This window comes from Streptomyces sp. NPDC049585 (assembly GCF_040675615.1).
Classification (GTDB): Bacteria; Actinomycetota; Actinomycetes; order Streptomycetales; family Streptomycetaceae; genus Streptomyces; species Streptomyces luteosporeus.
The window spans coordinates 1-24,524 of the sequence record NZ_JBFAPE010000002.1 but is presented as its reverse complement, the minus strand read 5'-3'; the positions used below and the strand labels follow the sequence as shown (position 1 = coordinate 24,524).

Sequence of the window (24,524 nt, the reverse complement as noted above, 5' to 3'; positions counted from 1 at the left end):
GATACAAGGCTGTTGACGACCACTCAGCCCAGATGTGATTCAGCTCTCTGCGGGGGGAACGCCCGCATCGCGCGGGCGCGTTTTCCGGGGCCCTTCACCCGACAATGGAGGTCGATAGTGGTCGAACAGCTGAGCCGGTTACGCCTGGCCGCCGTCAATATCGACGGTGTCCTTCTCAACGACACGTTCAGCCCGGTGATCCACCGGTTCGTGACCGTCCGGGGCGGCCGGTACACCGCCGAGGTCGAGCGGGCCGTCTTCTCCCAGCCCCGGCACATCGCCGCGCAGGCCCTGGCCGAGGCCGCGGGCGTCGACTGGCCGCCCGAGAAGGTGCTGGAGGTCTACTTCACCGAGCGCGCCGCCCACCTCGAGCACGACCCGGTGCGGCTTATGGACGGCGCGGTCGAACTCGTCGCCCGATTACGGTCGATGGGACTGCGCACCATCTGCTACGGAGGCCTGGACGCCTCCCACTTCGCCCACCACCTCGGCGAGCACGCCCACCTCTTCGACGGCCCCGGCTACGTGTGCACCAACGACTTCCGCCCCGGGGTGCGGGAGATCGCCGAAACCTTCGGACTGCGCCCCGACGAGACGCTCTTCGTCGACGACGTGGCGCGCGTCGCGGAGGCCGCCCGCGACCTGGGGGCCGCCTTCGTGGGACACCCCTCCGCCTTCCCCCACGGATTCCAGCGCGCCGCCATGCACGAGGCGGGCGTACGGCACGTGGTGGACTCCTTGGCCGCCGTCGACGAGGCGCTGGTGCGCACGGTCGACGCGGAGGCGTCGGCGGGCACGTTGTGGGCCCCCGGCCCGGAAATGCGAAACGACGGATGAAGGAAATCGAGGGAATTCACGTCATGGCCGACCAGGGAATACCGCAGGGCGCACCGCAAGAAATGCCGCCCGCGACGCCGCAGGGAATGCCGTACGGAATGCCGCCCGGAATGCTGCACGGGAAAATCACGCTGATCACGGGTGCCAGCAGTGGCATCGGCGCCGCTGCCGCACGGGTGTTCGCACGGGAGGGTGCCACGGTGGTGCTGGCCGCCCGGCGTGAGGACCGTTTGCGCGAACTGGTGGACGAATTGCGGGAAAAGGGCGCCGAGGCGGCCCACGTCGTCACCGACGTCACCCGGCGCACCGACACGGCGCGCGCCGTCGCGTACGCGGTGGAGCGGTACGGCCGGCTGGACGCGGCGTTCAACAACGCCGGTTGGGGCGAGGGCCGCTCGCCGCTGCACCTGATGGACGACGCCACCTACGAGCGCATCATGGACGTCAACGCGCGCGGCGTGTGGAACTGCCTGCGCGACGAGATCACCGCGATGCTCGCCGCCGGAGGCGGCTCGATCGTCAACACCAGTAGTGTGGGCGGCCTGTTGGCCACGCCGGTCGCCGCCCCGTACGTGGCGGCCAAGCATGCGGTCATCGGCCTGACGAAGGCGGCGGCCGCCGAGTACGCGGCGTCCGGCATCCGGGTGAACGCGCTCGCCCCGGGAACCACGCGCAGCGAAGTCGTCGTGGAGTGGTTCACGCAACAGCCGGGCATCGAGGAGACGTTGCACGCCGCCACCCCGCAGGCGCGCACGGCGGAGCCGGAGGAGGTCGCCGAGGCGGCTGCCTGGCTGCTCAGCGACCGGGCGTCGTTCGTCACCGGGGCCACCGTGCCGGTGGACGGCGGGCTGACGATGGTCTGATCGCGTCAGATCGCGCGGATACCGTTCCGGCCGTGCAGGGGATGCTCGTTGGCCACTGCAAGGATCGGGACGGTGTCCTCCAGCGCAATTCACAGAGTGAATTGCGCCAGATTGCCAAGCCGCTCTTGATACGATACGTACTCGCCGGTTTGATTTTCGAGGGGCGGCAGCGGTGTGACGGCCGGTTGCGTGCCGCCCCTCGCCGCCCGGGATGCGGCGGAGATATCTCATCGATCCGGAGGCAGACCGTGGCAAAGCAGGACCGCGCGATCAGGACTCGCCAGTCCATTCTCGAAGCGGCCGCGGTGGTGTTCGACGAGCGGGGCTACGACGCCGCCACGATCACCGAGATCCTCGCGCGGGCCGAGGTCACCAAGGGGGCGCTGTATTTCCACTTCGCCTCCAAGGAGGAACTGGCGCTCGCGGTGATCGACGCCCAGATGGCCACCGACCTGCCCGCCGGCGAGCCGGGCCGGACCTCCAAGATGCAGGAACTGGTGGACATGGGCATGATCTTCGCCCACCGGCTGCTGGTGGACCCGCTCCTGCGCGGCAGCGTGCGGCTGACCCTCGAGCACGGCTCGACCAACCTCAACCGCAGCAGCCCGTTCAACGGTTGGACGGAACTGCACACGCGCGTCCTGGAGGAGGGCAAGGAGCGCGGCGAGGTGCTCCCGCACGTCGTGCCGGCCGACACCGCCGAGCTCATCGTCGGCGCCTACGCGGGCATCAACACCATGTCCCAGGCGATCAACAACCGCGCCGACCTGGAGCGCCGCGCCACCGTGCTGTACGAGCACGTGATGCCCAGCGTCGCCGTGCCCTCCGTGCTGGCCCGCCTCGACATGGCCCCCGGCCGCGGGGCCAGGGCGCTGGCGGAGGCGGAGCGGTGGCGGGCGGCGGCCGCGGCCGCGGCGGAGGCCCCCGAGGTGGCCCCGGCGGGCGTGGCCTGAGTCCCGGCCGACACCTGCAGCTTCCTTGACGGAATTAACTGTTCCGTAAGCGGAGGATGAACTCCTCCCGCCGGAAGAGCCGCTTGGTGATCAAGAAACCGACTCTCCGGTATTGAAGTGCGGCCCGAAGGGGCAGCAGGCGCCGTACGGGTATCCCGTCGGCCCCCGGCGCACGGGCGCGCGGGCCGGGGCCCGCGGTGCGACCGCGAGCGGGCCCGCCGGTTCAGCCCACGGCGTCCAGGGCGGCCGCGGTCTCCTCACGGGCGGCGGAGTCGAGGATCTCCAGGCCGACGCGCAGCACGGCCGCCCGCTTCTCCTCCTTGTCGCCCGGCAGCCCGTCCAGCGTGAGCGCCCCGAAGTGCACCGCCAGCATCGCGCTGGAACAGCGCACCCGGCCGTCCAGCGAGCCGGCGCCGGCCTGCAGCAGCGCGCCGACGTCCGTCAGGCGTTCCCGCAGCGCCGCGCCGATGCTCAGCTCCCGCAGCGTGGCCTGGTTCTCCTGCAGGATCCGGTAGATGGGGGCCGCGTCGCGCAGCGCCTCGCTGTAGCGGCGCAGCAGCTCGCGCTTGGTCTCCGGCGTGGGCGGCTGCTCCCGGCCCCAGGCGACGAGCTCGTCGACCGGCCGGCCGAGCTCGTCGGAGAGCGCGGTGAGGATGTCCTCCTTGGTCTTGAAGTGGTAGTAGAGCGCGGCCTTGGTGACCCCGAGCTCCTCGGCGATCTCCCGCAGCGAGGTCTTCTCGTAGCCGCGTGAGACGAAGAGGTCGAGGGCCGTCCTCTGGATGCGTTCGCGCGTGCCGCTCCTGCGCGCCTTCGGGGTGCTCCCCATGGGCTCACTCTCCTGCTGTCCGTCGTGAACCAGCCACCCCGGGTGAGCCTACTTGACGCCCGGCTAGTGGGTGGCCGCCCCTGCCACGAGGGCTAACCCGGCCCGGCGGGCCCGGGGTAACGGCCGCGGTCGTACGTCCACGGTATCTAGCCGGGCGGCAGGCCAGACAAAACCATACTTGACGCCCGGCAAGGAGCCTCATACGCTTCCCGCTGAGCTGACTAGCCTGGCGGCAGGTACGTAAATACGACTGACCGAGGGGATGGTGTGCGTCGACATGGCACGAAACGCTGCTGCCGCGATCGACCCCTACGCCACGTACGACGACTACGCGACGGCCGACCGCACGGCGTGCCGGCGCGCTGCGGAGGAACCCATGCCCGCGGTCTTCGAGGGGCTGAGCGTCCCGGTGCGCACGGCCGCCTCGCTGCTGGGGCTCTCGCCGTGGACCGTGGCGCATCTGATCGACCGCGGGGAACTGCGCAGTGAGCGCGGCGGACAATATCGGTACGTGACGCTCACAAGTCTCTTTCAGTACCGTAGACATACGAGTTGAGCCGCCCATGGTCGCGGGCGTTGCTTGCTGATGCGAATGAGTGACATCGCGAAACTTCTCAAAAGGGTCGCAGTTGTTCAGAACGCTTCAGTGGGGGCGCTACACGATCGAAAGGCATAGACGTGCTCAAGAAGTTTCTCGCCACCACCGCCCTTGCGGTAACCGCGGTCGGGTCGCTGGCGGGCCCTGCAATGGCCCAGGGCGACGACGAACAGGACGGCGCGAACGCCAACGGCGCGAAGACCGGGTACGGCAACACGCGTACGGGCGGCAAGGAAAGTCCTCAGATGAGCCTCATCCAGGGCACGCTGAACAAGCCCTGCATCGCTCTGCAGGACATCGCAGCCGTCCTGGCGATCACGGACATTCAGCTCCTGTCCTCGAACCAGGAGATGCAGTGCACCGACAACTCGCAGATCGTCGACGGTGACGACCCGCTGTCGGAGATCCTGGACGGCATCATTTCGGGCAACGGCTCGTTCAACAGCGGTGGCCCGGGCGGGCACTGAGCAGCTTTGGACGTGTCGGACCGACCCCCTTGCAGCCGGAGTGCGGGACCGCTGCGAGGGGGCGTTCCATTCTGCTCACGGCTCCCGTTCAGGTGCCGCCATGCGTTCGTTCTGACAAAGGATCCGCGACCGTAGCGAGGGAAAGAACGTGATCAAGAAAGCAATGGCAGTGGTCGCCATGGCGGCCTCCGCCGTCGGTGCTTCGGGAAGTGTCGCCCTTGCGGCCGATGGCGGGGACCAGGGACAGCACGTGGCCAATGCCAACGGTGCGGGGCAGTTCTACGGAAACACCTGGACGAGCGGCTACATGAGCCCACAGATCGGGCTCATCAACGGGTCGTTCAACAAGATCTGCGTTGGCGTCAGCGATCTCGGGGTCCTGGGCCTCACGGACATCCAGCTTCTGTCCTCGAACCAGCAGCAGCAGTGCACGGAGAACTCGGTGATCAACGACGGGGACGACCCGCTGTCGCATTTCCTGGACCACCTCATCTCGGGCAACGGCTCCGGGAACAAGGACGTCCACCGCGACAAGCACCACTGATCGGCCCGCTGTCGCACCCGAGCCGCCCCCGGTCCCACCGGGGGCGGCTCCCGTGTGTCCTCAGCTCTCGTAAATGGTCAGAACAGCGCCGTCCACCTCCACCCGGCGCCGCCCCAGCGGTTCGCCGCGGCGCAGCGCGCACAGACACGCGCGGAACATGGTCATCTCCTCGCCGGTCAGCACCGCGGCTGCCAGGTCGAGGAGTTCGGCGACGCTCCGGTCGGTGAGCACTTCGGGCAGTTCCCCGGAGAGCAGCACCACGGATTCCCCGGAGCGGCCCCGGACGACGGCGTTGGTGGTCGATCCACCACTGACAACGAGCACGCATTCCCCCTGGCTTCGGGCAGATCGAGACGATAGCGGGGAAGGGGGGTGCGGCTCGGGCGGACGCGAATATTCGCTGGATTCAACCGTTCCGGGAACCGGGTGCCGGGCGAACGGCGTCCGGTTATGGCTCAGTTCTCGGTACGGGGTTCGTTCCCGGCGGCCTTGGGCCCGCGTTCGAGCAGGGATTCGACCAGGGCGGCCACATGCCGCCGGTCGTCGGAGCTGAGTCGCTGGACACTGGCGATCAGCAGGTCGACCTCGGGGTCCGGCGGGGTGTCCGGGGTCTTGTCCTCGTCGGCCGGGTAGAGGTGGATGCCGCAGGTCTCGGCGGCGGCGCGGCGCACGGTGTCCAGCGGGAGGTCGAGCCCGCGGGAGAGCCCTTCGAGGGTGGCCGGCTGCGGCATGCGCACCAGGCGTTCGGCGGTGGCCAGGTGGTGCACGGTCGAGCGGGGGATGCCACCCCTGCGGGCCACGTCCCCGTACGACCATCCCTGACGGTCCAGGCGCTGTCTGATGATCTGCTGCAGTGCGTTCGCCACGGACTGGTCGCTTCCTGCTCAGGTCGGATCGGGCCTCGGGTGAACCGATTCTACGGGGGGCGTCCAGAGGCCCCTTCTCCAAGGTTCGCCGGAAGCCCTTGCGCGGCGTCCGACGACGCCGCTAGTGTCCAATCTCGTTGGACAGCTCGTCCGACCGCATCGGACGCGAGGCCGGGGGGAACCTGCCTGCGTCCGGGCGCCACCGCACGGTTCGCAGGCGAACCGTCGTCCCGGAGGGGGAACCAGCATGCTCGACATGCACGAGCTCGAGGCCGAGTCCGCGGAGCTGCTGCCGGGCCGTGAGGCCCTGGGGAAGCTGAAGTTCAGCTTCACGCGCACCACCACCGTCACCAAGCACGTGGCCGACGTCCACGCCCACAACACGTCGACCGCGCTGAACGTCTGCTCGCCGGACGCCGTGGCCCAGTCGGCCGCCACGCAGTCGATCGCCATCCAGCAGTAGCAGCGATCGCCGGCAGGAGCGCACTTCCCAGTAGTAGCAGCAATTCCCAGCAGTAGTAACGCCATCCAGCTGTAGTAGTGAAGGAGAGCATCACCATGAGCATGAACCCGCACGAGCTCGAGGCCGAGTCCGCGGAGCTGCTGCCGGGCCGTGAGGCCCTGGGCAAGCTGAAGTTCAGCTTCACCCGCACCACCAACATCACCAAGCACGTGGCGAACGTCCACGCCCACAACGAGTCCCTCGCGGCCAACGACAACTCGCCCTGGGCGGTGGCGCAGTCCGAGGCCGCCCAGTCCATCTCCATCAAGCAGTAGCCGGCCGTCCGGTCCGGCCGCGCACCGGGGGGTGGCGGCCGGACCGGCCGAGGGGGGCACCACGAGCGCAGCGTCCCGTCCAGGGGGGAGAGCAGATGACGGTGGTCGGAGATCACCAGGCCGGCCACAGCCGCCATCGCACGACGGGCGGGACGACGACGCTCCCGCCCGGCACCACCGGCTCCGGGCTGCGGACAGGGGAGACCGGAGCGCCGGTGCCGGGATTCGGCGGCTTCCCGTACGCCTCCACGGCGTACGACGAGGGGGAGGAAGCCGCCACGCTCGAACTGCCGGTGATCCGGCAGGCCGAGCAGGAGAAGGAGGCGCAGGAGGGGGAGCCGCCCGCGGCCGGGGACGTCGTCCCCCGGCTCAGCGCGGGCCTGCGCCTGCACGGCGAGTACCAGGGCTCGGGCTTCACCGAGCCCAAGTACATCGCCCGCCGTGGCGACGGCCAGGTGGTGCAGCTCTCCCGTCTGCTGCACCTCGTCGCCTCCGCCGTCGACGGCGTGCGCGACCAGCGGGAGATCGCCCGCCTCGTCAGCGCCGGCTTCGGCCGCGACGTCAGCGCGGAGAACGTCGGCTACCTCGTCGAGAGCAAGCTCCAGCCGCTCGGCATCACCGTGCCGCCCGGCCAGGAGAGCGACGAGGTCGACGGCCCGCGCTCGGACCTGCTGCTCGCCCTCAAGGGCCACCGCGTCCTGTTCGACGAGCCCAAGGTCGCCGTCATCGCCCGCGCCCTGGCCTGGCTGCACCGTCCGCCCGTCGTCGCCACCGCCCTGCTGCTCGCCGCGGCCATGGACGTGTGGCTCTTCGGCTTCCACGGCGCCATGACGCCCGTGCTCAACGTGCTCGACCAGCCGCTGCTGCTGCTCGCCGTCTTCGGGCTCACCGTCGCCTCGCTGCTCTTCCACGAGTTCGGCCACGCCTCGGCCTGCCACTACGACGGCGCCAGACCCGGCTGCATCGGCTGCGGCCTGTTCCTGATCTGGCCCTCCATGTACACCGACGTCACCGACGTCTACCGCATCGGGCGCGCCGGACGCCTGCGCACCGACCTCGGCGGCGTCTACTTCAACGTCGTCTTCATGCTCATGCTGACCGGGCTGTACTTCGTCACCGGGGCGCCCTTCCTGCTCTGCGCCGTCTACCTCGGCCACTTCGAAGTGCTCGAACAGCTGATGCCGGCCGTCCGCCTCGACGGCTACTTCATCCTCGGCGACCTCGCCGGCGTCCCCGACCTCTACGGCAAGATCAAACCGATCCTGCTCGGCATGATCCCCGGCCGCCGGCCCGAACCCGCCGTCGCCGACCTCAAGCGCAGCACCCGCGTCATCGTCACCACCTGGGTGCTGACCATGGTCCCGCTGCTGGCCGCCGAGGCCGGGTACGCGCTGTGGAACCTGCCCCGCCTCGTCGCCACCGGCATCCGCTCGCTCACCACCCAACTCACCGGCACCTACGAGGCCTTCGCCGACGGCGAGATCGCGGCCGGCCTCGCCGGCGTGCTCGGCAGCCTCATGCTCATCGTGCCGCTCGCCGGCATGACGTACCTGTCGATCCGGCTCTCCGGCCGCCTCGGCCGCAACGCCGTGCGCGCCACCGACGGACGCCCCCGGCTGCGCGCTGCCCTCCTCCTCGGCGTCCTCGCCGTGGCCGGCACCCTCGCCTACGCCTGGACCAGCGGCGTCACGCCCAAGCCGCTGCCGCCCAAGCCGCCCATCGCGCCCATCCTGCAGCCGCACGTCCCCGTCGCCCCGGCCACGCCCGAGGACGACCGGCTCGGGGCGCGCCCCGCCGCGCAGGAACCCGACCCGGTCGGCGGCCACCGCCCCGACGGCAGCGCGCCGATCGTCGCCCCCCTGCCCTGGCGCACCCCGCCACCCGCCCCCGGCCTGCCCTCGCCGCCCCCCTCCGCCGCACCCGCGCCCCCGGCCGGCGCCCCGGCACCCGGCCCCGCCCCGGCCCCCGCGCCCAGCACCGGTCCCGTGCCCGCCCCGGTCGTGGTACCGCCGGCGCCGCAGCCCAGCGCCAGCCCCAAGCCCGTGCCGGCGCCCAGCCCCTCGGCCTCCACCCCCGCCCCGGCGCCCAGCGTCCCGGCCCCGGCCGCCAGCACCCCGCCGCCGGCCGCCACCACACCCCCGCCGGCGTCGCCGCCGGCCCCCGCGCCCAGCGCGTCCGCACCATCACGAGCCACACCATGAGGAGCGACAACCCGTGAACCCGTACCTCACCCGCCACTTCGTCCGGATCGGCCTGCTCGCCGCCGGCCTCGCCACGGCCGCCACCGCCGGGCCTGCCCAGGCCGCCTCGTCGGTCGCCGTCGTCGGCGACGGCGCCCGCACCACCGCCAACCACCGGCACCACGTCGAGTACCACGACACCTTCGCCGTCCACCAGCTCGGCACCGTCCTCGGCGCCCGCGTCGCCAACCACGCCGACGCCACCTCCGCCGGCTGCACGGCCGACGACGCCTGCCGCTCGGTGGCCCTGTCGTTCCAGATCGTCACCCTCTCCGGGGAGAACGTCCGGCTCAACGCCATCAACAAGGGCCACGCCGTCAACGACCACTGCACCGGCTGCCAGACGCTCGCCGGCGCCTACCAGTTCGTGGTCTCCACGGCCCACCCCACCCGCCTGACCGCCGACGCCCAGCGCCAGCTCGACGGCATCCACCGCCGCCTCGACGACCTGGGCCGCTCCCGGCTCCCCGCCGCCGACCTCAAGCGCAAGGCCGACGCCCTGGCCGCCGAGGTCACCGCCCTGCTCTCCCGCCCCACCTCCCTGACGCCCACCACCGGCCACACCGCGCCCCCGCGCCCGGCCGTGCAGGTCCACCGCCACCTGGACGGGTGGCCGGGGCACTGACGGGTGACGGCGGCGGGCCGAGACGGTGTGGAAGCGGGATAATCCCGGGTATGTCGACTGACAAGAAGCTCCCGGAGCTGCAAGGGACGTCGTACGCCGACCTCCGCCGCACCCAGCTCGCGGCCCGCCTTCCGGACAGCCTTTCGGAGCTCGCCGGACCTGCGCACGGAGTGGTCGAACCGCCGCTCCATGTGGTGTGGTCCGGCTTGCGCCGCTTCGACTTGGACCATCGAGGCGAGCGTCTGGGTCTCTACCAGGTCCTGCTCAACGAGGGCCGGGCCGAAGACCTGATCAGGTTCCTGAATCCCGATGTGCTGGTAGCCGACTGGCCGCTCCTGCGCAGGCTTCTCGGCAAGCACGTCCGGCACGTGTGGGAAAGCACCTTCATGGAACTCGGCGCAGGAACGGACTCGGCAGCCGCGTGAGAATCAATGATCTGCACCGCCGGCTGCTCGCCGACGTCGTGGCCATCGGCTCCCCGTACCCGCTCGTCCTCACGGGTGGGTACGCGGTGCAGGCCCATGGACTGGTGGAGCGGCTCAGCGACGACCTCGACCTAGCCACTGAGGCTCAGGTGCCGATGGCGGAGATCGCGGCAGCCCTGCGTCGCGGCCTGATCGAACGCGGCTGGCGGGTCAGCGCGCTCGAGACCGAGCCCATCTCGGCCCGCATGGTCGTCTCCAACCCGGAAACGGGCGAGGAGTGCGAGGTGGACGTCCTCAAGGAGACGATGGCCCGCCCGCCGCTGCAGACCGCGTACGGTCCGGTCCTCGCACTCGACGACGTCGTCGGCACCAAGGTGCGCGCCCTCGCCGCCCGCGGTTACCCCCGCGACCTCGTCGACGTCCACGCCGCGTCCGCCACCGGCCGCTGGTCGCGCATCGAGCTCGAGGAACTCGGCCGCAGTCGTGCCTGGGACGACTTCGACCTCACGGACCTGCGGGCCCGGCTGGAGACCGTCGAACTCCTCGACGACCGCCTCTTCGCCGCCTACGGGCTGGACGAGGAGGCGATCGCCGAGCTGCGCCGCTGGGCGCAGGAGTGGTCCGACGACATCGGCGAACGGCTGATGGAGGAGGCCCCGTACGAGGAGCCCCCCGAGGAGCCCTCCGAGGACTAGGGCCTGTCCGGCGGATCGTGCAGCGCCCCGTAAGGGGCGCGGGGCGGTGTCGATGTGCGGCTGCCGCCGCGTGGGCGCGACAAGCCACGACGTGCCCGCAGATTGCCCGGGCCCCCGGGGTGGCGTGTCAGCTGCGGGCCGTCGCCGGCTGATCGCGCAGTTCCCCGCGCCCCTGACGGGGCGCCGTGCATGACGAAGATCGGCCGGAGACGGCCTAGTAGTCGTCGCCCTCGTAGTAGTTGTTGACGATCACCTCGGGCTCGTCGTCGCTCATCGCCTCGTTCAGCAGTGCACCGCCGACGAGACCGGCCGCGCCCGCGCCGATGAGCGCACCGGTGCCGAAGCGCCGGCCCTGGCCCTGCTGGCCGGGCTGGCCCTGCTGGGGGTAACCCTGCTGCTGCACCGGCTGGGGGTAGCCCTGCTGCGGGTACCCGACCTGGGGGTAACCCGCCTGCGGCGGAGCCGTGTAGTACGGCGGGGCGGTGGTCTGGACGCGCTGGGCGCAACCGTGGCACGCGTCCACCGGGCGGGCGACGCCCCACTGCGGCGACCACATCACGGAGACGGCACCGGGGCCGTGGCCGGCATCGAAGAAACACGTCACGGGGGAACTCCCTGGGGTGTGCTGAGGTGCGGTTACGGGAACAGGCGGTACCAGAGGTACGGGCGGTGCCGGCGGTACGGGCGCGGGCGCCGCCGCCTCCCGAAGGACGTCGACGCCGTAGTCGGTGGCGATGCCGGCGAGCCCGGAGGCGTACCCCTGGCCGATCGCGCGGAACTTCCACTCGGCGCCGTGGCGGTACAGCTCGCCGAAGACCATCGCGGTCTCGGCGGAGGCGTCGCTCTTCAGGTCGTAGCGGGCGAGCTCGGCGCCCCCGCCGTCCTCGTCGACGACGCGGATGTACGCGCCGGCGAGCTGCCCGAAGTTCTGCCCGCGCTGCGCGGCCTCGTAGATCGAGACCGGGAAGACGATGCGGGTCACCTCGGCGGGCACGCGGGCGAGATCGACGCGGATCCGCTCGTTGTCCCCGCCGCTGCCGCCACCGCTCGCGTTGCCGGTGTGGACCACCGAGCCGTCGGGGCTGCGGAGGTTGTTGAAGAAGACGAAGTGCTGGTCGGAGAGCACGGTGCCGTTCGCCCCGCACAGCAGCGCACTGGCGTCCAGGTCGAAGCCGTCGCCGGCTGCGGCCCCCGCCCGCACCTGCCATCCGAGCCCGACCGTCACGGTGGTCAGACCGGGCGCCTGCTTGGACAGCGACACGTTGCCGCCCTTGGACAAGGCCACGCCCATCAACGTCCTCCAGTGCTGATGCGTCTTCTCCTGCGTCACTGCAGGAAACGGGATCCAGTGGCCCGTGGTTCCCCAGTTGCGCAAGTAAGAAAATAACCCCCATGAAAATAACCCCGCCGCATCCCGTGGGGTTGCGGCGGGGTGGGGCGGCCCGGGTCGGCCTGCCGGGCCGGGGGCCTCAGGAGCCGAGGGCGTCGGCGGCGGTCGGCTGCCAGACCGTGACGGAGGGAGAGCGGACGACGCCGGCGGCGAACTTCCCGTACAAGGTCTCGGCCGCGGACCCGCAGGTGCCGGACGTCGATGCCTCGACGCTCCGCCACGACGTCAGCTGGTATCTGGAGCTGACGTGGAGCAGTGGCGACCGTCAGGGAGCCACCCGCATCGACGACCACGGACAGCCCTTCCGCACCGTCGCCCTGAACACCGACCACCGCTACTGGTACAACGCGGACGGCCCGAACGCCTGGGTTCCGTTGTCCTCCTGAACCCGCAGCACGCCGGCCGCATGGACCACTGAAGATGCTGGGTAGGGACAGCCGGACGCACGCACGCGAAGGAAGGCCACTGGATGTCCCTTTCCCCCGCCGAGCCGCAGGCAGCCCCCCTCGTGGACCTCACCACCGCGAAGGGGCGCATTTTCGCGATGCTGGACATGGACGGGGACGGAGTCGCCTCCAGACACGACTACTTCGTCCGGATCGAGCGGGCCACGCAGGCGTCCGGGCGCAAGGACGACGACCCCCTGGTCATCGCTGCACGCGCCACCGGTGAGCGCGCCTGGGCGGCGATGGACGCGAACGGCGACGGCGTGATGACCTTCGACGAGTACGCGGCGTGGGTCGACGCCGAGAAGTTCGACACCATCTGCCAGTACGCGCTCGGTGCCCTCTTCGACCTCGCCGATGCCGACCAGGACGGCGCGCTGGACCGGTCGGAGTTCACGATGCTGCGGCAGGCATTGGGCAACCGGGCGGACCATGCCGACGCGGCATTCGACGCCCTGGATGCCGACGGCGACGGCCTGGTCGGCCGCCCCCAGTACTTGGCGTCGATCCGCGCCTACGTCACGGGCGAGGACTCCCCGATGGGGGATGCCCTGTACTGAGACGGTGTACGGAAACGAGGAGGGCCCAGGTCGCCGACCTGGGCCCTCGGTCCTACTTTTCTTCGGTGACGCAGGTGGTGTGGTTGAGGACACCGATGGTGTCCGTCCCGCAGTTGTTGCTGAATCCGGAGGCGTTGCGGGAGTCGATGTTGGAGAGCAGGCCGCCGCTCGGGCCGGTCACCTGGCGGTTGTCGCCGTGACGGTGGTGGGAGTCGTAGCGGGCGACGCAGGTCCGGTCGTTGAGGAGGCTCACCCGGCCGGCGCCGCACAGGTTGGAGTGACCAGCGGTGTTCCGGCTGCCGATGTTCGACAGCAGGCCACCCGCTCCCTGGTCGATCGTGTCGGCGCTCGCGGCCCCGATGCACACCGGGGAGGCCAGGATGGCCACGGCCATGCCGGACAGCACTGCGAATCGCTTGAAGGAAGCCACTGCTCCGCCTTGTTCTTCGGTGGGATACGACACGGTGAGAGGCGCGGTCCACGCCATGCGGCTCTGTCGGCAACTCTCACCCGGTCGGCCTAACGCCACGGTGTGACCGGAGTTATGGTCCGAAGAGACACAGAGCGACAACATCGCTAGGCGGTTTCCGACAGGTCGATCAGGGCCCACAGGTTCCGCCACCATTGCTCGAGGAAGCCGTAGTGGCGAACGGTGTGTGCCACGAAGTAGAGCCCGAAGCGGTTGACGGCCAGGTCCTTGAGGGCGAGGCGATATCCGCATTCCCACTGGGCCCGGTCGAGGGTGGTACGGGCGTGGGTCTCCAGCGACCTGCGGTGGGTTTCCGAGAGCTCGGCGACCGTCGCCGCATTGATGTCGTCGGGGTCGAGGGCGGTGCAGAGCAGCTCGGCCAGGTCGTGCTGGGGAATGTGCAGGGTGGCGAGCTCCCAGTCGTACGCGCACAGCCTGCCGTCCGCCCGGATGGCGAGGTTGCGGGGGTTGAAGTCGTTGTGCACGAGCGTCCTGGGCATCGCCTCGATCTGCGGCCACCAGTGGTCGATGGTTGCGATGCAGGAAAGCAGCCGAGCGTGGTGGCGTGCAACGACGATCTCGGGGAATTCCTCCGCCGCGTGGTCGGCCAGAGCCAGCCACAGGTCCTTCATCTCCACCATGTCGGAGGCGTTGGGAACGTGCCCGATCCACGGCATCCGGCGGAGCGCCGGTTCCTTGCCGTACCAGAGGGAGTGGAGCTGTCCGAGGTCGCGCAGGGCAATGTCGAGGTGCCGGCGGGACCATGCGCGGGGACGCTCGGACGTGTCCATCAGCTCCATGTCGCCGAGGCACTCCATGACGATGACGTAGGCCTCCCGCCGATCGTCGCGATAGGTCCGGTACGGTCGCGGCACCAGGCTGGTGAAGCGGGTGTCGGTCTGCTCGTACAGGGCCAGTTCCCGCACGTCGCACCCCACGAAGCCGAGACGTTGCTCGAACCTGCGGTAGTGGGTTGCCACCGGGCCGCCGCACAAGCCGGCTGCCAGGCCGGCCATCTTCATGACCTCGCGGTCGGTGGGCTTCACCTTGACCATGACGTCGAGCTTTTCCTCCGCATCGCCGTCGGCGACCCTCAGCTGCATCGGAAAGAGGCCGACGGCCTTCTTCACTGTGCGCGACGTCAGCTCGGACAGGACGCTGGGGCCCATGGGAATGCCGGAGGCTTCGACGCCGGTGACCTTGACGCCCGGCCTGGCGGAATGGCCCAGGGCCGACTCGAAGAATGCGGCGTCGAGTTCGTCGAGGCCGAACCAGCGGACCGGCCTGTTGCGGCCGAGACGCTCATGGGCGCTGGCGAACTGTCCGGAAACGGCGGCCGAGACCGTCGACAGGTCCAGGGCCAGTGCGAAGCCGGCGATGATTTCCGCCAGGCGGGCCGCGCTCCTGCGGCCCGTGCACCCCATCGTTTCCAGGAGCTCGTGCTGCGTGGTCAGGTGGGTGCCGCCGCCGACCGTCCCGATCGCCAGGCCGGGGAGGGTCATGCTCGCGTAGACGCCGTCCGGCGTCCGTTCGAGAATGAACTGCCCCACGCCCGACTCGTGGACGCAGGCGATGTCCTGACCGGTCGCGGTGAAAATCGCCGCCACCATGTTGGCCGTGTTCGCGTTCGACCCCAGCACCCCGCTGTGCACGGCGCCTGCGGCGATGTGCTGGTAGCCCGTGACCAGTTCGTCGGGGGTGGTCTTCAGCACTCGTTCGACCACACCTGCCGACAGGAGACAGTCGGCGGACACTCTGATGCCGCGGCCTTCCCCCATGGCCTGGGAGGACGCCTTCTTGTCGCCCGAGGTGTTCCCCTCGATGATGAACGATTCCAGTTCCCCCTCCCCGGCCAGGTCGGGCTGCTGCAGGATCCACTGGCAGGCGTGCCAGGTGCAGGCCGTGGTCATGTTCTGCCCCGCTGCGTCCCCGGTGGTGTACCGGAACCGCAGGTGAACCGTCCTGCCCAGCACCACGGGTTCGAGGGAGACGAGTTCGGCGTGCTGGGAGACCTGCCGGACGGCCGTGCGGAGGTCGTCGAGGTGCCGGGGAATCGCCGCGGCGAAACGGCCGGCGGCCGACAGCCGGGAGAAGGCGAAGACGGGTGCGCGCGTCATCGCCTGGGAGACGGCACAGGTGGTGACCCCGCCTGACATGGTGACGGCCAGGGCGCCCCGCGTGGCGGAGGAGACGAGGGCGCCCTCGGTGGTCGCCATGGGGGCGTAGATCTCGCCCTGGACGTTCTCCCCGCAGAACAACAAGGGCCCGGCAATGCCGATCGGGATTTCGACGGTACCGACGAATCCTTCGATGTTCCCGGTGAGTTTGCCGGCGTCGAGCCGTGTGTGCTGCAGGGAGTCCAGGCTCGTCCGGGTGGTGGAGCGAAGCCAGCCGAGCCGCTGAAGACGCGCGGATTCCGTGTGGATTCCCCTGGCGGGAACGTACCGTCCGGTGGGGCGGGGCGGACGGGGCCGGTCCGGATTTCCTCCAGAGCTCATGCGGCATCGCTTTCTCTTTGCAGGCACGCGCGTGCCCGGTCGGCTTGTTCCGGGACGGTGGTGCCCCGGGGCATATCGGCGGGCGAGGAACTGCGCAGGACGAGGAACGGGACGGCGAGGGCGAGGGTGCCGACGGCCAGGCCGTTCCACAGCCCCAGCCAGGTTCCGGCGGTACCGGCGAGGAGGGCGGCCACCGGCTGCGAGCCGTACACCACCCACCGGCTCGTGGCGAGCATGCGGCCCTGCAGCGCGGGCTCGCAGACGGCCTGGCGGACGGTGCGCTGGGTGGAGCCCTGGACGACGGCGCAGCCCGACTGGACGAACATCGCCAGGCCGACGGCGATCTGCCAGAGGCGTCCGGGCGCGGCGAGCAGGAGCGGCACCTCGGTGAAGGGGGCCAGGGCGAGGGCGGTGAGCATGACGCGCACCGGTCCGTACCGTGCGACCACCGGACGGACGACGAGCGCGCCGCAGAACCCGCCGAGCGCGGCCACGCTCAGCGTCGTGCCCAGAGCCGCACTCGAATAGTGCAGGTCACGCAGCACGTACACGGACCACAGGGTGGTCAGGAACGCCATGACGGCGATGTACGCGGTGGCGGCGAGCATCAACGGCCGGATCGTGGGATGGGACCACACATAGCGCATGCCCTCGGCGATCCCGGCCCGGAAGGTCGTGTTCTTCGCCGGCCGTGCCGTGGCCGGTTCGGCGGTGCGGATGCGGGTGAGGAGGAGAGCACAGGCCAGGTAGGAGGCGACATCCAGGTAGACGGCATGGGCGGCACCGAGAACGGTGACCAGGGCGCCACCGAGCTGGGAGCCGGCACTGTCGGCCAGGGAATTGATGCCGCCGAGCTGGGAGTTGGCCTCCAAAAGCTGTCGACGGGGCAAGAGCGAGGGAAGGAAGCTGATGCGCGCGGTGGAGCCGAACACCTCGGCGACCGAGCTCACCAGTGCCACGCCGTACAGCAGCCCCAAGGACAGCCGGCCGATGGCGTCGGCAAGCGGGACGACGAGGAGCGCGGCGCCGCCGGCCAGCGCCGCGCCCACCATCACGGGACGCTTGCGGTGCCGGTCCGCGACCGCCCCGGCAGGGAGCGACACCAGCAGGGGCGGCAGGGTCTGTGCGAACGACAGCAGCGCGACCTGCCAGACGGAGGCGTGCAGTGCCACCACTGCGACCAGCGGAAGCGCCACCCGCGTGACCCCGCTGCCCACGAGGTCGACGGCGTTCGCGCTCCAGTAATGGAGAAAGCCCCGATGCCGCCAGAGGCCGGCGTCCGCTGCGGCGCCCATCCGCCGTCGTACGGTCATACCCGTGACAACGAGGGGCGCAGGAAAGGGTTCGTCCGGACAACGACGAACCCCCAGGTCTCTGACCTGGGGGTTCTGTGAAGAGCGGGCGACGAGAATCGAACTCGCGCTCTGAGCTTGGGAAGCTCATGTTCTACCATTAAACTACGCCCGCGCGGGACGCCCATCAAGGCGTCTCATCGTCGCACACTGTACCTCATCACGGACCCCCGGTGCACCCGCCCGGGGGTTCCGTCGTTGTGTGAGGAGGGTGTGCGGGGTGGGGGATACGGGCGAGTGGGGCCGGGAGTTGGGGCGTACCGTGGGGGCGCGGCAAACGGCCGGGGGAGTGGTCGGGGTGCCGCCTTCAGGAGGCTCCGACGCATCCCTTAATGTGGCTTTTGTCCTTTCGTGTCGGCCATGGGGAAAGGGAGCTCGATGGAGCGCACCGTCGTTCGTTGTGCCGAAGGGCACGTGTTCAGCACCGCTTCGTTCCCGATGCAGCACCTCGGCCCCGACCGGATCGGCCCCGGGCGGCTCCTGCGCTGCCCGCGCTGCGCCCGGTTGCGGCAGTCGGTGCCGGTGGGGTCGGAGAAGCGGTGAGCCCGGTGCGGGCCCGGCCCGGCAGGGGTCGGGCCCGCGTTGTCGGGGTGCCTGTCTTCTTTGCGTATCCTCGAAGCGTGCTTCTCTCAGACAAGGACATCCGGGCCGAGATCGACGCCGGCCGTGTGCGGATCGACCCGTTCGACGAATCGATGGTGCAGCCGTCGAGCATCGATGTGCGGCTGGACCGCTACTTCCGGGTGTTCGAGAACCACCGGTACCCGCACATCGACCCGGCCGTCGAGCAGCCGGACCTGACGCGCGAGGTGGTGCCGGAGGGCGACGAGGCGTTCATCCTGCACCCCGGTGAGTTCGTGCTGGCCTCGACGTACGAGGTGATCACGCTCCCCGGTGACATCGCCTCGCGACTGGAGGGCAAGTCCAGCCTCGGCCGGCTGGGGCTGCTGACCCACTCGACGGCCGGCTTCATCGACCCGGGCTTCTCCGGGCACGTGACGCTGGAGCTGTCGAACATGGCGACCCTGCCGATCAAGCTGTGGCCGGGGATGAAGATCGGCCAGCTGTGCATGTTCCGGCTGACGTCACCCGTCGAGCATCCTTACGGGTCCGCGAAGCACGGTTCCCGGTACCAGGGACAGCGGGGCCCCACGCCCTCGCGGTCCTTCCAGAATTTCCACCGCACGCAGGTCTGAGCGACCAGGGAACAAGGCGAAGAGCAACGTGAGCGACATCCGCGAGAACCTGACCTACCCGATCTTCGGGCAGGCCATCCGTGAGCTGGCACAGACCATCGCGGACGACGGCTACGAGCCGGACATCATCCTGTCCATCGCGCGCGGCGGCGTCTTCGTCGCAGGCGGCCTCGCCTACGCGCTGGACTGCAAGAACATCCACCTGGTGAACGTGGAGTTCTACACGGGAGTCGGTTCGACTCTCGAGATGCCAGTCATGCTCGCCCCCGTGCCCAACGCGATCGACTTCTCCAACAAGAAGGTCCTCATCGCCGACGACGTCGCCGACACCGGCAAGACGCTCAAGCTGGTGCACGACTTCTGCCTGGAGCACGTCGCCGAGGTGCGCAGCGCGGTCATCTACGAGAAGCCGCAGTCGCTGGTGAAGTGCGAGTACGTCTGGAAGCGCACCGACGACTGGATCAACTTCCCGTGGTCGGTCGAGCCGCCGGTCGTGCGCCGTGAGGGTCAGGTTCTCGACGCCTGACAGCCGTGAAGCATCGCGAAAGGGCCCGTTCCGGGATCGGAACGGGCCCTTTCGCATGGCGTGCGTGACTACAGCGTTCCCAGCTTGATCAGCGACAGCAGGGCGACCAGCTGGATCGCCGAGGCGCCCAGCGCCCTCGGCCACGGCAGGTCGTGCGACTTGCTCACCATGGACGTCAGCAGCGCACCGGCCGCCACCCAGGTGGCCCAGCCCAGCACCTGCACGAGCGTGCTGTCGCCGCCGAGGAACATCGCGAAGAGCAGCCGCGGTGCGTCCGTGATCGACATGATCAGCATCGACAGGCCGACGGTCGGCTGCCATATGCCGTCGCCGCCCAGCTGGCGGGCGAGGGTGTGGGTGACCGCGCCGAGGATCAGGCCGGCGATCACCATGATGACGCCGGTGATCAGTACGGCGGGCAGGACCTGGCCCAGCGAGGCCTTCAGGACGTCCGCGCGCGCCTTGTCGAAGCCGAAGACGGCCAGCAGGCCGTAGACGAAGGTGACGATCAGGGCCGGCGCCCACACCTGGTGGTCGCGCATCTGCCAGAAGGTGGCCGAGGGGCGCAGCACGATGCCGCTCAGCAGGTCCTTCCAGTGCAGCCGCGGCCCGGGGGGCGGCGCCGGCGGGCCGCTCTCGCCGCCGTACGGGCCGTAGGCGTCCTGCCCGTACGCGTCCGGGGCCTCGCCGATGCTGAACTGCCGCGTCTGGTCCGCGCCGCCGGGGGCCTGCCCCTGACCCTGCCCGTAGTACGGGTCGTAGCCGCCCTGCGGGTGCGGCCGGGGATGCGGCTGCCCGCCGAAGTACTCGGGCTCGTCGTACCCGCCACCGCCCTGCTGCTGCCACTGCGGTTGCCCGCCGGGCGCGCCCTGGCCGCCGTACGGCGCCTGCGCCTGCTGCTGTCCGTGCCATGCGGGCCCGGGCTGCTGCTCGTCCCGTCCGCGTCCCATCCTGAATCCAGCCACGTCAACGAACGTACCCGCTCCGGGGAGCGCCCGGAGCCGCCCCCGGGGGAACGGGCCGTGCTTTGCGGCCGACCTGTGACATCCCCTAGGGGAAAGCCCGGGGGCCCCTGCCGCCGGCGCGTTCTCAGCGCTTGGGCAGCCGGCGGTCGGGCGAGAGCAGCTCGTCGGCGCCCACGTTGCTGATCATGCGGCGCAGGACGGTGAGGGCGGCGGCGTACTCCTCGTCCGTGATGCCGGCGTGGATCTCCGCGCGCACCCGGCGCACGACCTCGAAGATGCGTGCCTTGGCCTCGCGGCCGGCATCGGTCAGCACGTAGCGGCCCTCGGTGCCCTCGGCCATCCAGCCACGGGCGACGAGGGAGTACAGGGCCTGGTCGATCTCCTCGGGCCGGTGGTCGAGGTTGGCGGTGAGCGCCACGCGCAGCTCCTGCTGCGTCAGCCCGCCCTCGACGAGGACGGTGCGGTTGAGCACCCACCACTGCGGCTGCGTGACGTCCTGCGTGGCCAGGGCGGCCCGGATGTGCCGGATGACGGCCATGTGGGCGGCGTAGCTCCAGTAGCCGATGGGCTGCCCGGCGAGGTTGCTGTCGTCGAACTTGGGGGTGGTGAGCTGGGTGTTCTGCGTCGTCGTCATGTCTTCGACGGTAGGACCTCAAGCATGGTTGAGATCAAGAGTGTTGGTCGTCACGGCCGTCGTCACGGAAACGGCCGAGGCCGGGCCCCGCGAACACTCGCGGGGCCCGGCCTCGTACACGGCACGGAAGTGGCTACTTCACCGGCTCCGGGTCCGGCTCCGGCGCGTCAGCCGGCTCGCCGTCGCCCTCCGGGGCGGCCGGGGTCTTCACCGACTCCAGCAGCAGCTGGGCGACGTCGACGACCTGGATGGACTCCTTGGCCTTGCCCTCGTTCTTCTTGCCGTTGACCGAGTCGGTCAGCATGACAAGGCAGAAGGGGCAGGCGGTGGAGACGATGTCCGGGTTGAGGGACAGCGCCTCGTCGACGCGCTCGTTGTTGATGCGCTTGCCGATGCGCTCCTCCATCCACATGCGCGCGCCGCCGGCGCCGCAGCAGAAGCCGCGCTCCTTGTGGCGGTGCATCTCCTCGTTGCGCAGGCCCGGCACCTTGGCGATGATCTCGCGCGGCGGCGTGTAGACCTTGTTGTGGCGGCCCAGGTAGCAGGGGTCGTGGTAGGTGATCAGACCCTCGACCGGGGTGACGGGGATCAGCCTGCCCTCGTCGATGAGGTGCTGCAGCAGCTGCGTGTGGTGGATGACCTCGTACTCGCCGCCGAGCTGCGGGTACTCGTTGGCGATCGTGTTGAAGCAGTGCGGGCAGGTCGCGACGATCTTCTTCTTGGACTTCTCGACCTTGACGCCTTCCTCGGCGTCCTCGCCGAAGGCCATGTTCAGCATCTCGACGTTCTGCTGGCCGAGCTGCTGGAAGAGGAACTCGTTGCCCAGGCGGCGCGCGGAGTCGCCCGTGCAGGCCTCGTCGCCGCCCATGATGGCGAACTTCACGCCCGCCATGTGCAGCAGCTCCGCGAAGGCCTTGGTGGTCTTCTTGGCGCGGTCCTCCAGGGCGCCGGCGCAGCCGACCCAGTAGAGGTAGTCGACCTCGGTGAGGTCCTCGACGTCCTTGCCGACGACCGGGACCTCGAAGTCGACCTCCTTGGTCCACGCGAGGCGCTGCTTCTTGGCCAGGCCCCAGGGGTTGCCCTTCTTCTCCAGGTTCTTGAGCATCGTGCCCGCCTCGGACGGGAAGGAGCTCTCGATCATCACCTGGTAGCGGCGCATGTCGACGATGTGGTCGACGTGCTCGATGTCGACGGGGCACTGCTCGACGCACGCGCCGCACGTGGTGCAGGACCACAGCACGTCGGGGTCGATGACGCCGTTCTCCTCCAGCGTGCCGACCAGCGGGCGCTCGGCCTCGGCCAGGGCGGCGGCCGGGACGTCCTTCAGCTGCTCCGCGGTGGCCTTCTCCTCGCCCTCCGCGGACTTGCCGCCGCCGGCGAGCAGGTACGGCGCCTTGGCGTGCGCGTGGTCGCGCAGCGACATGATCAGCAGCTTGGGGGAGAGCGGCTTGCCGGTGTTCCAGGCGGGGCACTGCGACTGGCAGCGGCCGCACTCGGTGCAGGTGGAGAAGTCGAGGATGCCCTTCCAGGAGAACTCCTCGATCTTCGAGACGCCGAAGACGTCGTCCTCGCCCGGGTCCTCGAAGTCGATCGGCTTGCCGCCGCTGGTCATCGGCTGCAGGGCGCCGAGGGCCACGTCGCCGCTCGCCTCGCGCTTGAACCAGATGTTGGGGAAGGCCAGGAAGCGGTGCCAGGCCACACCCATGTCCGTCTTCAGCGAGACCGTGATCATCCAGATGAAGGACGTCGCGATCTTCAGACCGGCGAAGAAGTAGGTGAGGTTCTGGAGGGTGGAGAGGTCCATTCCCTCCAGCCACGAGACGACCGGGTACGAGATGAAGAACGAGGCCTCGTAGCCGTCGACGTCGTGCTGGGCGCCCTCCAGGGCGTGCAGCATGAAGATGCAGATGCCGACGATGAGGATGACGGCCTCGACGAAGTACGCCTGGCCGAAGTTGGAGCCGGCGAAGCGGGACTTGCGGCCCGCCCCGCCCGGCCGGCTCAGCTGCCGGACGGCGATCAGGACGAGGATGCCGAGCGCGGTCATCGTGCCGACGAACTCGACGAAGACGTTGTACGGGGCCCAGTCGCCGATGATCGGCAGGATCCAGTCGGCCTTGAACAGCTGGCCGATGGCGTTGACGATCGTCAGCAGCAGCGAGAAGAAGCCCACCGCCACGAACCAGTGCGCCACGCCGACGACGCCCCACTTGTTCATGCGGGTGTGGCCGAGGAACTCCTTGACCACCGTCACGGTGCGCTGCACCGGCTCGTCCGTCCGCGTGCCGGCGGGGACGGGCTGGCCCAGCCGCATGTGCCGGTAGATCTGGAGGAGGGCACGGCCGAACAGCGCGATGCCGACCGCCATTAGGGCCAGCGACACGATGATCGCGGCGAGTTGCATGGGTGGCTCCTCGGGCTGCGAAAGCGGGATTACTAATCGGTAACTTATCCAGTCCGTACGAGACTACTCACTCTCGCGCGCGCGATATACCCGCATCGCCGGTGATCTGTGTCGCGCAAGGCAACCCTTGCCCCGGTGCTGCTGCAGCGTGAACGTCCGCCACTGCCAGTAAGTGCCGCATAAAGGTTGAGCCCGGCTGGCTCAGGTCTGTTGACAGGTTTGCATCCCTGTTGCACCCTTGAGTCTGTTCCACTCAAGTCAGCTGGAGGAATCGACATGGCACGTGCGGTCGGCATCGACCTGGGTACGACGAACTCCGTCGTCAGTGTTCTCGAAGGCGGTGAGCCCACCGTCATCACCAACGCCGAGGGCGCCAGGACCACGCCGTCCGTCGTCGCCTTCGCGAAGAACGGCGAGGTGCTGGTCGGTGAGGTCGCCAAGCGCCAGGCCGTGACCAACGTCGACCGGACGATCCGCTCGGTCAAGCGCCACATGGGCACCGACTGGAAGATCAACCTCGACGGCAAGGACTTCAACCCCCAGCAGATCAGCGCCTTCATCCTGCAGAAGCTCAAGCGGGACGCCGAGGCCTACCTGGGCGAGAAGGTCACCGACGCGGTCATCACCGTCCCGGCGTACTTCAACGACTCCGAGCGTCAGGCCACCAAGGAGGCCGGCGAGATCGCGGGCCTGAACGTCCTGCGCATCGTCAACGAGCCCACCGCGGCCGCCCTGGCCTACGGTCTCGACAAGGACGACCAGACCATTCTCGTCTTCGACCTCGGTGGCGGCACCTTCGACGTCTCGCTGCTGGAGATCGGCGACGGCGTCGTCGAGGTCAAGGCCACCAACGGTGACAACCACCTCGGTGGTGACGACTGGGACCAGCGCGTCGTCGACTACCTGGTCAAGCAGTTCGCCTCCGGCCACGGCGTCGACCTGTCCAAGGACAAGATGGCGCTGCAGCGTCTGCGCGAGGCCGCCGAGAAGGCGAAGATCGAGCTGTCCTCCTCCACGGAGACCTCGATCAACCTGCCCTACATCACGGCGTCCGCCGAGGGCCCGCTGCACCTGGACGAGAAGCTCACCCGCGCCCAGTTCCAGCAGCTGACCGCCGACCTGCTCGAGCGCTGCAAGGTGCCGTTCCACAACGTCATCAAGGACGCGGGCATCGCCCTGTCCGAGATCGACCACGTGGTCCTGGTCGGTGGCTCCACCCGTATGCCCGCCGTCGCCGAGCTCGTCAAGGAGCTGACCGGCGGCCAGGAGGCCAACAAGGGTGTGAACCCGGACGAGGTCGTCGCCATCGGCGCCGCCCTGCAGGCCGGTGTCCTCAAGGGTGAGGTCAAGGACGTCCTGCTCCTCGAC

Annotated in this window: 28 protein-coding genes and 1 tRNA gene; 18 read left to right on the top strand and 11 right to left on the bottom strand. The window is 69.7% G+C overall.

Features of this window, described 5'->3' with window-relative positions; all coding sequences use genetic code 11:
* Positions 1–114: 114 nt before the first annotated feature.
* The 3 genes from AB0K17_RS02510 (at position 115) to AB0K17_RS02500 (ending at position 2,653) form a co-directional block, all read left to right on the top strand.
* Entirely contained in the window at positions 115–837 is a 723-nt protein-coding gene (locus AB0K17_RS02510; protein ID WP_365982041.1) for an HAD family hydrolase, read from the top strand.
* 110 nt (positions 838–947) lie between these two features.
* Entirely contained in the window at positions 948–1,700 is a 753-nt protein-coding gene (locus AB0K17_RS02505) for a glucose 1-dehydrogenase (protein WP_365981850.1), read from the top strand.
* A 248-nt stretch (positions 1,701–1,948) separates the two neighbouring features.
* Positions 1,949–2,653 carry a ScbR family autoregulator-binding transcription factor gene (locus AB0K17_RS02500; protein WP_365981849.1) on the top strand — a complete coding sequence of 235 codons (705 nt, stop codon included), beginning with the start codon at positions 1,949–1,951 and terminating at the stop codon, positions 2,651–2,653.
* Between the two features lie 223 nt (positions 2,654–2,876).
* Here the strand turns inward: AB0K17_RS02500 and AB0K17_RS02495 are convergent, their stop codons facing one another.
* The gene (locus tag AB0K17_RS02495; RefSeq protein ID WP_365981848.1) at positions 2,877–3,479 is read right to left on the bottom strand and encodes a TetR/AcrR family transcriptional regulator; all 603 of its coding nucleotides are present in this window, start codon (positions 3,477–3,479) and stop codon (positions 2,877–2,879) included.
* Between the two features lie 277 nt (positions 3,480–3,756).
* Here AB0K17_RS02495 and AB0K17_RS02490 point away from each other — a divergent pair, with 277 nt between their 5' ends.
* The 3 genes from AB0K17_RS02490 to AB0K17_RS02480 all read left to right on the top strand — a co-directional run bounded on the left by AB0K17_RS02490 (position 3,757) and on the right by AB0K17_RS02480 (position 5,088).
* Positions 3,757–4,035, top strand: coding sequence for a hypothetical protein (locus AB0K17_RS02490; RefSeq protein ID WP_365967831.1), 279 nt, complete (start codon positions 3,757–3,759; stop codon positions 4,033–4,035).
* Between the two features lie 122 nt (positions 4,036–4,157).
* Positions 4,158–4,544 (top strand): rodlin, encoded by a 387-nt coding sequence (locus AB0K17_RS02485; protein WP_365967832.1) that lies wholly within the window; start codon positions 4,158–4,160, stop codon positions 4,542–4,544.
* 148 nt (positions 4,545–4,692) lie between these two features.
* Entirely contained in the window at positions 4,693–5,088 is a 396-nt protein-coding gene (locus tag AB0K17_RS02480) for a rodlin (RefSeq protein WP_365967833.1), read from the top strand.
* A 60-nt stretch (positions 5,089–5,148) separates the two neighbouring features.
* On the opposite strand, the gene AB0K17_RS02475 is transcribed toward AB0K17_RS02480, so the two are convergent.
* Together AB0K17_RS02475 and AB0K17_RS02470 are read right to left on the bottom strand one after the other, a co-directional pair.
* On the bottom strand, positions 5,149–5,412 hold the full coding sequence (locus AB0K17_RS02475; protein ID WP_365967834.1) for a hypothetical protein: 264 nt from the start codon (positions 5,410–5,412) through the stop codon (positions 5,149–5,151).
* A gap of 131 nt (positions 5,413–5,543) precedes the next feature.
* Positions 5,544–5,954, bottom strand: coding sequence for a helix-turn-helix transcriptional regulator (locus AB0K17_RS02470; protein WP_365967835.1), 411 nt, complete (start codon positions 5,952–5,954; stop codon positions 5,544–5,546).
* A 247-nt stretch (positions 5,955–6,201) separates the two neighbouring features.
* Here AB0K17_RS02470 and AB0K17_RS02465 point away from each other — a divergent pair, with 247 nt between their 5' ends.
* From AB0K17_RS02465 to AB0K17_RS02440, 6 genes are all read left to right on the top strand, one after another.
* The gene (locus tag AB0K17_RS02465; RefSeq protein ID WP_365967836.1) at positions 6,202–6,417 is read left to right on the top strand and encodes a hypothetical protein; all 216 of its coding nucleotides are present in this window, start codon (positions 6,202–6,204) and stop codon (positions 6,415–6,417) included.
* Between the two features lie 95 nt (positions 6,418–6,512).
* A complete protein-coding gene (locus AB0K17_RS02460; protein WP_365967837.1) occupies positions 6,513–6,731 on the top strand; it encodes a hypothetical protein in 219 nt (72 codons plus the stop codon).
* Between the two features lie 95 nt (positions 6,732–6,826).
* Positions 6,827–8,932 (top strand): hypothetical protein, encoded by a 2,106-nt coding sequence (locus AB0K17_RS02455; protein ID WP_365981847.1) that lies wholly within the window; start codon positions 6,827–6,829, stop codon positions 8,930–8,932.
* A gap of 13 nt (positions 8,933–8,945) precedes the next feature.
* Positions 8,946–9,596 carry a hypothetical protein gene (locus AB0K17_RS02450; RefSeq protein ID WP_365967839.1) on the top strand — a complete coding sequence of 217 codons (651 nt, stop codon included), beginning with the start codon at positions 8,946–8,948 and terminating at the stop codon, positions 9,594–9,596.
* A 50-nt stretch (positions 9,597–9,646) separates the two neighbouring features.
* Positions 9,647–10,021 (top strand): transcriptional regulator, encoded by a 375-nt coding sequence (locus AB0K17_RS02445; protein WP_365967840.1) that lies wholly within the window; start codon positions 9,647–9,649, stop codon positions 10,019–10,021.
* Complete coding sequence (locus tag AB0K17_RS02440) at positions 10,018–10,716, top strand: nucleotidyl transferase AbiEii/AbiGii toxin family protein (protein ID WP_365981846.1); 699 nt, start codon at positions 10,018–10,020, stop codon at positions 10,714–10,716. The genes AB0K17_RS02445 and AB0K17_RS02440 overlap by 4 nt, the downstream gene beginning before the upstream one ends.
* A gap of 214 nt (positions 10,717–10,930) precedes the next feature.
* Here the strand turns inward: AB0K17_RS02440 and AB0K17_RS02435 are convergent, their stop codons facing one another.
* Positions 10,931–12,007: a TerD family protein gene (locus AB0K17_RS02435; protein ID WP_365981845.1), complete on the bottom strand. Its 1,077-nt coding sequence runs from the start codon at positions 12,005–12,007 to the stop codon at positions 10,931–10,933.
* Positions 12,008–12,225: 218 nt separating this feature from the next.
* Between AB0K17_RS02435 and AB0K17_RS02430 the strand changes: the two genes are divergently transcribed.
* A complete protein-coding gene (locus AB0K17_RS02430; RefSeq protein ID WP_365981844.1) occupies positions 12,226–12,492 on the top strand; it encodes a hypothetical protein in 267 nt (88 codons plus the stop codon).
* Positions 12,493–12,575: 83 nt separating this feature from the next.
* A complete protein-coding gene (locus AB0K17_RS02425; RefSeq protein WP_365981843.1) occupies positions 12,576–13,112 on the top strand; it encodes an EF-hand domain-containing protein in 537 nt (178 codons plus the stop codon).
* Between the two features lie 52 nt (positions 13,113–13,164).
* Here AB0K17_RS02425 and AB0K17_RS02420 read toward each other — a convergent pair whose 3' ends face one another.
* The 4 genes from AB0K17_RS02420 to AB0K17_RS02405 all read right to left on the bottom strand — a co-directional run bounded on the left by AB0K17_RS02420 (position 13,165) and on the right by AB0K17_RS02405 (position 17,546).
* Positions 13,165–13,542 (bottom strand): hypothetical protein, encoded by a 378-nt coding sequence (locus AB0K17_RS02420; RefSeq protein ID WP_365981842.1) that lies wholly within the window; start codon positions 13,540–13,542, stop codon positions 13,165–13,167.
* Between the two features lie 146 nt (positions 13,543–13,688).
* On the bottom strand, positions 13,689–16,079 hold the full coding sequence (locus AB0K17_RS02415; RefSeq protein ID WP_365981841.1) for a phosphotransferase: 2,391 nt from the start codon (positions 16,077–16,079) through the stop codon (positions 13,689–13,691).
* Positions 16,076–17,392: an MFS transporter gene (locus AB0K17_RS02410; RefSeq protein WP_365981840.1), complete on the bottom strand. Its 1,317-nt coding sequence runs from the start codon at positions 17,390–17,392 to the stop codon at positions 16,076–16,078. The genes AB0K17_RS02415 and AB0K17_RS02410 overlap by 4 nt, the downstream gene beginning before the upstream one ends.
* Positions 17,393–17,475: 83 nt before the next feature.
* A tRNA-Gly gene (locus AB0K17_RS02405) sits at positions 17,476–17,546 on the bottom strand.
* 263 nt (positions 17,547–17,809) lie between these two features.
* Between AB0K17_RS02405 and AB0K17_RS02400 the strand changes: the two genes are divergently transcribed.
* The 3 genes from AB0K17_RS02400 to AB0K17_RS02390 all read left to right on the top strand — a co-directional run bounded on the left by AB0K17_RS02400 (position 17,810) and on the right by AB0K17_RS02390 (position 19,153).
* Positions 17,810–17,974, top strand: a complete 165-nt coding sequence (locus tag AB0K17_RS02400) for a hypothetical protein (RefSeq protein WP_365981839.1) — start codon at positions 17,810–17,812, stop codon at positions 17,972–17,974.
* A gap of 77 nt (positions 17,975–18,051) precedes the next feature.
* Positions 18,052–18,627 carry a dCTP deaminase gene (gene dcd / locus AB0K17_RS02395; protein ID WP_365967847.1) on the top strand — a complete coding sequence of 192 codons (576 nt, stop codon included), beginning with the start codon at positions 18,052–18,054 and terminating at the stop codon, positions 18,625–18,627.
* A 28-nt stretch (positions 18,628–18,655) separates the two neighbouring features.
* Positions 18,656–19,153, top strand: coding sequence for a phosphoribosyltransferase (locus tag AB0K17_RS02390; protein ID WP_365967848.1), 498 nt, complete (start codon positions 18,656–18,658; stop codon positions 19,151–19,153).
* A 68-nt stretch (positions 19,154–19,221) separates the two neighbouring features.
* Here AB0K17_RS02390 and AB0K17_RS02385 read toward each other — a convergent pair whose 3' ends face one another.
* The 3 genes from AB0K17_RS02385 to AB0K17_RS02375 form a co-directional block, all read right to left on the bottom strand.
* A complete protein-coding gene (locus AB0K17_RS02385; protein WP_365967857.1) occupies positions 19,222–20,103 on the bottom strand; it encodes a Yip1 family protein in 882 nt (293 codons plus the stop codon).
* Between the two features lie 139 nt (positions 20,104–20,242).
* Positions 20,243–20,752 (bottom strand): MarR family transcriptional regulator, encoded by a 510-nt coding sequence (locus AB0K17_RS02380; RefSeq protein WP_365981838.1) that lies wholly within the window; start codon positions 20,750–20,752, stop codon positions 20,243–20,245.
* Between the two features lie 133 nt (positions 20,753–20,885).
* Positions 20,886–23,156 carry a (Fe-S)-binding protein gene (locus tag AB0K17_RS02375; protein WP_365981837.1) on the bottom strand — a complete coding sequence of 757 codons (2,271 nt, stop codon included), beginning with the start codon at positions 23,154–23,156 and terminating at the stop codon, positions 20,886–20,888.
* A 276-nt stretch (positions 23,157–23,432) separates the two neighbouring features.
* Between AB0K17_RS02375 and AB0K17_RS02370 the strand changes: the two genes are divergently transcribed.
* The coding region (locus AB0K17_RS02370; protein WP_365981836.1) for an Hsp70 family protein at positions 23,433–24,524 on the top strand (1,092 nt) is incomplete at its 3' end.

Bases quoted from the DNA above. Each gene is read 5' to 3' on its own strand.
- AB0K17_RS02385 (WP_365967857.1), bottom strand. From the start codon at position 20,103: ATGGGACGCGGACGGGACGAGCAGCAGCCCGGGCCCGCATGGCACGGA.
- AB0K17_RS02455 (WP_365981847.1), top strand. From the start codon at position 6,827: ATGACGGTGGTCGGAGATCACCAGGCCGGCCACAGCCGCCATCGCACG.
- AB0K17_RS02410 (WP_365981840.1), bottom strand. From the start codon at position 17,392: ATGACCGTACGACGGCGGATGGGCGCCGCAGCGGACGCCGGCCTCTGG.
- AB0K17_RS02375 (WP_365981837.1), bottom strand. From the start codon at position 23,156: ATGCAACTCGCCGCGATCATCGTGTCGCTGGCCCTAATGGCGGTCGGC.
- AB0K17_RS02460 (WP_365967837.1), top strand. From the start codon at position 6,513: ATGAGCATGAACCCGCACGAGCTCGAGGCCGAGTCCGCGGAGCTGCTG.
- AB0K17_RS02415 (WP_365981841.1), bottom strand. From the start codon at position 16,079: ATGAGCTCTGGAGGAAATCCGGACCGGCCCCGTCCGCCCCGCCCCACC.
- AB0K17_RS02425 (WP_365981843.1), top strand. From the start codon at position 12,576: ATGTCCCTTTCCCCCGCCGAGCCGCAGGCAGCCCCCCTCGTGGACCTC.
- AB0K17_RS02495 (WP_365981848.1), bottom strand. From the start codon at position 3,479: ATGGGGAGCACCCCGAAGGCGCGCAGGAGCGGCACGCGCGAACGCATC.
- AB0K17_RS02435 (WP_365981845.1), bottom strand. From the start codon at position 12,007: ATGGGCGTGGCCTTGTCCAAGGGCGGCAACGTGTCGCTGTCCAAGCAG.
- AB0K17_RS02465 (WP_365967836.1), top strand. From the start codon at position 6,202: ATGCTCGACATGCACGAGCTCGAGGCCGAGTCCGCGGAGCTGCTGCCG.
- AB0K17_RS02445 (WP_365967840.1), top strand. From the start codon at position 9,647: ATGTCGACTGACAAGAAGCTCCCGGAGCTGCAAGGGACGTCGTACGCC.
- AB0K17_RS02490 (WP_365967831.1), top strand. From the start codon at position 3,757: ATGGCACGAAACGCTGCTGCCGCGATCGACCCCTACGCCACGTACGAC.
- AB0K17_RS02400 (WP_365981839.1), top strand. From the start codon at position 17,810: ATGGAGCGCACCGTCGTTCGTTGTGCCGAAGGGCACGTGTTCAGCACC.
- AB0K17_RS02380 (WP_365981838.1), bottom strand. From the start codon at position 20,752: ATGACGACGACGCAGAACACCCAGCTCACCACCCCCAAGTTCGACGAC.
- AB0K17_RS02505 (WP_365981850.1), top strand. From the start codon at position 948: ATGCTGCACGGGAAAATCACGCTGATCACGGGTGCCAGCAGTGGCATC.